Origin of the sequence: Streptomyces sp. NPDC005574 (assembly GCF_040605435.1) — a bacterium.
In the GTDB taxonomy this organism is placed as follows: Bacteria; Actinomycetota; Actinomycetes; order Streptomycetales; family Streptomycetaceae; genus Streptomyces.
Genome location: NZ_JBEXCW010000211.1, coordinates 1 through 4809, shown reverse-complemented (window position 1 = coordinate 4809; position 4809 = coordinate 1). Strand labels below are relative to the sequence as shown.

Genomic DNA, 4809 nt, shown 5'->3' with positions numbered 1-4809 from the left:
ACGGCCGCGAACCAGTCAGCGAGGTCCTGCGTGGGCGTGCTCACTTCGCACCGCCCGTCGCGGGCTCGTCCTCGCGGAGGGCCTGCTGCACTGGCGCGAGGAATCGCGTCAACCGATCAGCCGACTCCTCCGCCGACGGACCCGGAACCCACGGCTTCACCGCTAGCGGATCCGCAGCGAACTCCGCCGCCAGCTCGTCCTCACGCGCCCACACCGCCTCGCGCTCCGCCAACTGCCGCCGGACAGCCGCCTCACCCTCGAAGTCCCCGTCCTCGCCAGCGTGCGCAGCCAGCCACTGGTAGGACTCCCGCACCTCGCGGCGGTGGCGCTCGACGGCCGGCCGCTCCAACTCGGCGATCCGGTGCTGGTTCTCACGCAGCGCTTCTGCCGCGTCCGACAGGGCCTCGTTCGTCGAGTGCCGCTCCGCCTCCAACTCGGCGATGCGCTGCTTCAACTCGGCTGTGTCGAACGTGTACGCCCGCTCGACCTCATCGACCCGGGCCCGCAGCGCGTCCGCCTCGCGCCGAAGCGTTCGCGTCTCGTTCTCCGCGAGGAGGCGAGCCCGATCCGACTCCTGCACCTCTACATGCAGTCGCTCGTTCGTCGCGAAGACGTCGTTACGCTGATCCCGGAAGGCGTCACCCTCCTTGCGGAGGTGCTCGACCTCAGCCAGCAGCTTCCGTGCCACCGGGTGCCGGCGCGCCTCGTGCTCCTCGAACGCCACCTGCAACTCGTCGCGGTTCGTCTCATCCCGCAGCCACTCCCGGACCGCACGCCAAGCCGCCGTCGACTGCGAGTTGGAGGCGACCCCGCCGTACGTGATGTGGTCGTGTGCCACGTCCAGCACCTCGGGCCACGCCCGGTCCTTCAGCGGGTGGAACACGCTGTCGGGCAGCAGCCAAGACGCGCGCGCCACATCGGGGATCTGCACGTACACCTGTGTCTGGCGGCCGTTCGACGCCATGTCATACGCGTCGAGCGTGACGCGGACGATGATCGAGTCGCTCATGCCGCCACCGCCGAGGCGATCTCGTCGGCCGCAACCAGCGTCCACGCCCGGAACGGCACACCGTTCAGCACGCCCTCGGCGTACGTGTACGTGTCCTCGTCCCCGTGCGGGCGCTCCGCCACCTCGACGCCGAGCGCCTCGGCGAACTCGCGGACCTGCTCGACGCCCGGGTAGAAGTGCAGGAGCACGCCCATCGGCCGCTCGAAGTCGGTGCCCGGGACGTGGTCGAAGTGGTCCTTACTGATGGCCACACCGTGCGGCGTCACCGGGGACTTCGCGGTGACCTGCTCGGCAACAGACAGGGCGGCCATGAGGCCTTCGAGGCCGGGGCGGAAGGTAATCTGATCGGTCACGGGGACCTCTCCTTCTCTGGTTGGTAGGGGTCGCCGAGTCGTTGGGTCGCTCAGGCCGGGAAGTCGGAGCGGCCCTTCGGCGTGTTCAGGGATGAGTCAGGCGGCGTGAGCGGCCGGCTGGGTGCGGGGGGTTACCCCGGCGGGGCGCGTCATGATGCGGCGCAGTTCTTCGACGAGCTCGGGAGTCGGCTCGGGGGCCTCCTCGACGCGGGCGTCGATGTATGCGAGTGCCTCGGGCGGAAGGAGCGCGAGGCGCTCTTCGCGGGTCACGCGGCGACCTGAACGGGTACGCGCTTGATGACGCCGCGGAGGTCGAGGTCGTACTGCTCGGCGAGGCGCATGGCCGAGTTCAGGTCAGGCTGGGCCTCGCCGCGGAGGATGCGGGACACCGACGACTCGGCGATTCCGGTCCGGCGTGCGATCGCCGCGTTGTGGTGGTCGCCGTGGGCCTTGATGGCCTTCAGCAGCTCGGGTACATCAAGACGGAACACGTAGTCACCTCCTTCGGGTTCTCTGTGGCAGGGGTTGTCGCTGGCGGAAGGGGATTCCTTGCTCACGAGGGAGACTCTGCCACCATCCTTGCTTGCGCGCAAGGGAGGATGGACCGCGTGTTGCGTCAATTTAGAATCAAATGCCTGTTCGAGTGCTGGAGTGAGCTGTGTTAACGCAGGTCAGTGGCGTGATTGGCGCCCTTGCGCGCCAGGGATTTACTGGCTATCTCCCTAACTAGGGCGGTAAAGTCACCGGACATGACCGATGCGACCCCCACGCGCGCGCAGCGATTCGCCGCCCGCGTTGTGCCAGCAGCCGAACGTGCCGGCTACACCGGGCACGGCGCCAAGGCACGCTTCGCGCGAGACACCGGCATGACCGAAAGCAGCGTCACCCGGCTTTGGCAAGGAACCGCCCTACCCGAAGCCCGCTTCTACGAAGCCATCGCCGCAGCGACCAGCCTCGACGTCGCAACCCTCCTCGTAGACGGAGGAGTTCTGTCACCCGAGTCTCTCCAGTCACTGTCCGAAACTGACCGATCGCAGGTACGCTCTGACCTCACCGTGGAAGAAGCGGCCGATCGACTGGGAATCCGGGACGAGGTAGGACGCCAAATGTTCTACGCAACCTACGAACGTCTCATGCGTCTACAAGACGAATCCTCAGATCACGCCGCCGACGACCGCGGAGGGACAGCGGCACAGATGTGATGCGGGGGTAGGCATGGAACTGTCGGGCGGCGCGCGAACCACGGCCGTAGCAGCCGGAGTGGGAATGCTGACCGGACTGATCACGGTCCTTCACGGCACCTACCGCAGCGATCTCGACCACACCGTCGGAGGAACCTGCCTCACCCTCACCGCACTCACAACGATCGCACTCGTCTTCATCCGCAAATGGATCACCGACACCAGCGACGAGAGGCGCATCCTCGCCGCAGCACAGCGCTCAGCCGAAGCCGAACGGGCCCGCTACTTCGCCGCGCAGGCCGCCCTGGAAAACGAACAGGGCCGCCTGCGCCAGGACATCACCGCCGAACGCCACGCCAACGCCGTCCGCCTCAAGACGGAACGTGAAGCGCTCGCCAACGAGTTCGAGGCCAAGCGGGGAGAACTCGCCGCGGAATCCATGGAAGTGGCCGTCCGCCTGGTGTGCGGGAAGAAGCTCGACCCCCGCCAGATCGCCACCGCGAAGCTCATCCAGTTCCCGCAGAACCTGCCCCACCAGCAGCGGGACCGCTCTCGGGAGCACGGAGAGGTCGCGCCCTAAAGCCCGGCTCCCCCACGAACACGAGCGTGATACGGCCCGGCTCCAGCCGGTGCACCCCCCGCTTCTGCGCCTTATGCAGGCGCACGGTGACCACCTTCCGGATCACCTCCCGCTTCTGCTCCAACGTCAGCCCGGGCCGGCCAGCCTCCTCCTGCCCGCTCCACACCGACTCCGGGTCCTCGGAGTGCAGCAGCGACAGCAGCAGCGGCGACACCCCCGTCATGGACTGCAGTTTCTTCCGCTCCTGCTCCAGCTTCGGCACCAACCGCTGCTCCATCGACGCCAGCGAGCCGGCCGACAGCCGGAAGCGGCCCGTCTCCTCGTCGAACTCCTCGGCCAACTTCCTGGCCTCGCGCAGCTGCTCCTCGAACCCGTTGATGCGGCGCTGCGCCGCGGCCACCTTCTCCTCCACGTCCCCATCGCTGGGGACCAACGCCATCGTGGCTTGCCGCTTGTTGGAGAACCACCGCATGACGGCCTCCTCGACGAAAGCATCCATCCAGTCCTCGCGGATCGTGACGTCCTTCCGCACCCGGCAGCGCAGGTACGGCATGCCACGCAACGGCACTTGCTCCAGCAGTGCGTGATCGCCGCAGTGCCCGCACAGGGCAATGAGGGACAGCAGATGCGTCGCCTCGGAGCCGCGCTGTGTACGCCGCTCCGGGTCCGTGAGCCTGGCCGTAACCCGGTTGAACATGGCGCGCCCTGCTGGCGTGTGGAGTCCTTTGATCGGCTCCCACGTTGCCGTCCGCCAACTCCCCCGGTGGATGCGCTCACCGAGATAGGCGCGGTTGAGGAGCATGCGCCGGGCGGTGATCTCCGTCCACTCGCTTCCGTCCGGCCGGGCCGCGTCCTCCTGCGACCTCAGCCACCGAACGAGGGACCGCAGGGAGCCACCAGAGTCCACGTGGAGGAAGGACTGAAGCACATACGGCCCGTTCGTCGGGTGCTCGTACTGCCGGACGCACCTCAGCTTGCCGCTCACGACCTCGTAGTCCCGTGCGAACCCGTACAGCAGCCGGCCGTGCGGGGCGCCCTTCGCCGCGGTCGCCTCTGCCGTGCGCAGGTTCCGGTCGCGGATGCCCTCCGCCTCGTCCTCGGCGGCGATCGCGTCCATCGCGGTGGCCTTGCGGTCCTCGCGTCGAGACAGGTCGTATACCTGCCCGTTGTAGCAGAGCAGCGCGCCGGCGTTCAGGCAGGCCGCGCGCAGGCGTACGTACGCTTCGAGGTCGCGGTAGTACCTGCTCGCCTCGAAGGCCACGACGATGCGCGTGACTCCGGGCCGGGCCGGGCCGTTCTCGATGGCGTCGAGGAGTTCCTCGAACTCGTCGCGTGCTTTGGTGGCATGGCGGGAGGCCGACAGGCCGAGGTCTTTGAACTCGTCGGCGATGGGCCAGTTGCTTTCGCGGCAGAGGGCGCGGCCGTTGCCGAGCTGGTCCTCGACGGAGTGCCCCTGCTTCTTCGGGTCACGGGAGGCCCTGCCGTAGAGCAGGGCCTCGAACTCCGTGTCGGGGAAGACGAGATGCAGGTATTGCGGCGCGAACGGCATGGCCGGACTCTAGCCAAGATGAGTGTCTAAGCGCCATTGTCCGGGGACAGTGTCGCTAAGACACTGATGCGATGTTTTCGGGCGCGCCGCGGGGCGTCACCTTCGGGGGAGGGTGACGCCCCGTCGGTGTGTGGGGT

The 4809-nt window shown here is 67.9% G+C and carries 7 protein-coding genes; 2 read left to right on the top strand and 5 right to left on the bottom strand.

All coding sequences use genetic code 11. From position 1 onward, the window contains the following. Positions 1-40: 40 nt before the first annotated feature. The 4 genes from ABZT03_RS43050 to ABZT03_RS43035 form a co-directional block, all read right to left on the bottom strand. Positions 41-1009 carry a hypothetical protein gene (locus tag ABZT03_RS43050; RefSeq protein WP_356049625.1) on the bottom strand — a complete coding sequence of 323 codons (969 nt, stop codon included), beginning with the start codon at positions 1007-1009 and terminating at the stop codon, positions 41-43. Beyond that, on the bottom strand, positions 1006-1362 hold the full coding sequence (locus ABZT03_RS43045; protein WP_356049623.1) for a hypothetical protein: 357 nt from the start codon (positions 1360-1362) through the stop codon (positions 1006-1008). The genes ABZT03_RS43050 and ABZT03_RS43045 overlap by 4 nt, the downstream gene beginning before the upstream one ends. Before the next feature lie 96 nt (positions 1363-1458). Then, a complete protein-coding gene (locus ABZT03_RS43040) occupies positions 1459-1632 on the bottom strand; it encodes a hypothetical protein (RefSeq protein WP_356049621.1) in 174 nt (57 codons plus the stop codon). Beyond that, the gene (locus ABZT03_RS43035; protein WP_356049619.1) at positions 1629-1853 is read right to left on the bottom strand and encodes a helix-turn-helix transcriptional regulator; all 225 of its coding nucleotides are present in this window, start codon (positions 1851-1853) and stop codon (positions 1629-1631) included. Before ABZT03_RS43035 ends, ABZT03_RS43040 begins: the two co-directional genes overlap by 4 nt. A gap of 258 nt (positions 1854-2111) precedes the next feature. On the opposite strand from ABZT03_RS43035, the gene ABZT03_RS43030 reads away from it, so the two are divergent. Both ABZT03_RS43030 and ABZT03_RS43025 read left to right on the top strand, forming a co-directional pair. Beyond that, complete coding sequence (locus ABZT03_RS43030) at positions 2112-2564, top strand: hypothetical protein (RefSeq protein ID WP_356049618.1); 453 nt, start codon at positions 2112-2114, stop codon at positions 2562-2564. A 64-nt stretch (positions 2565-2628) separates the two neighbouring features. Beyond that, positions 2629-3123 (top strand): hypothetical protein, encoded by a 495-nt coding sequence (locus ABZT03_RS43025; protein WP_356049617.1) that lies wholly within the window; start codon positions 2629-2631, stop codon positions 3121-3123. Here the strand turns inward: ABZT03_RS43025 and ABZT03_RS43020 are convergent. Further along, on the bottom strand, positions 3050-4672 hold the full coding sequence (locus ABZT03_RS43020; protein ID WP_356049615.1) for a recombinase family protein: 1623 nt from the start codon (positions 4670-4672) through the stop codon (positions 3050-3052). The two genes, ABZT03_RS43025 and ABZT03_RS43020, sit on opposite strands and share 74 nt — an antisense overlap. Positions 4673-4809 lie beyond the last annotated feature (137 nt).

Bases quoted from the DNA above. Each gene is read 5' to 3' on its own strand.
- ABZT03_RS43020 (WP_356049615.1), bottom strand. From the start codon at position 4,672: ATGCCGTTCGCGCCGCAATACCTGCATCTCGTCTTCCCCGACACGGAG.
- ABZT03_RS43025 (WP_356049617.1), top strand. From the start codon at position 2,629: ATGCTGACCGGACTGATCACGGTCCTTCACGGCACCTACCGCAGCGAT.
- ABZT03_RS43050 (WP_356049625.1), bottom strand. From the start codon at position 1,009: ATGAGCGACTCGATCATCGTCCGCGTCACGCTCGACGCGTATGACATG.
- ABZT03_RS43030 (WP_356049618.1), top strand. From the start codon at position 2,112: ATGACCGATGCGACCCCCACGCGCGCGCAGCGATTCGCCGCCCGCGTT.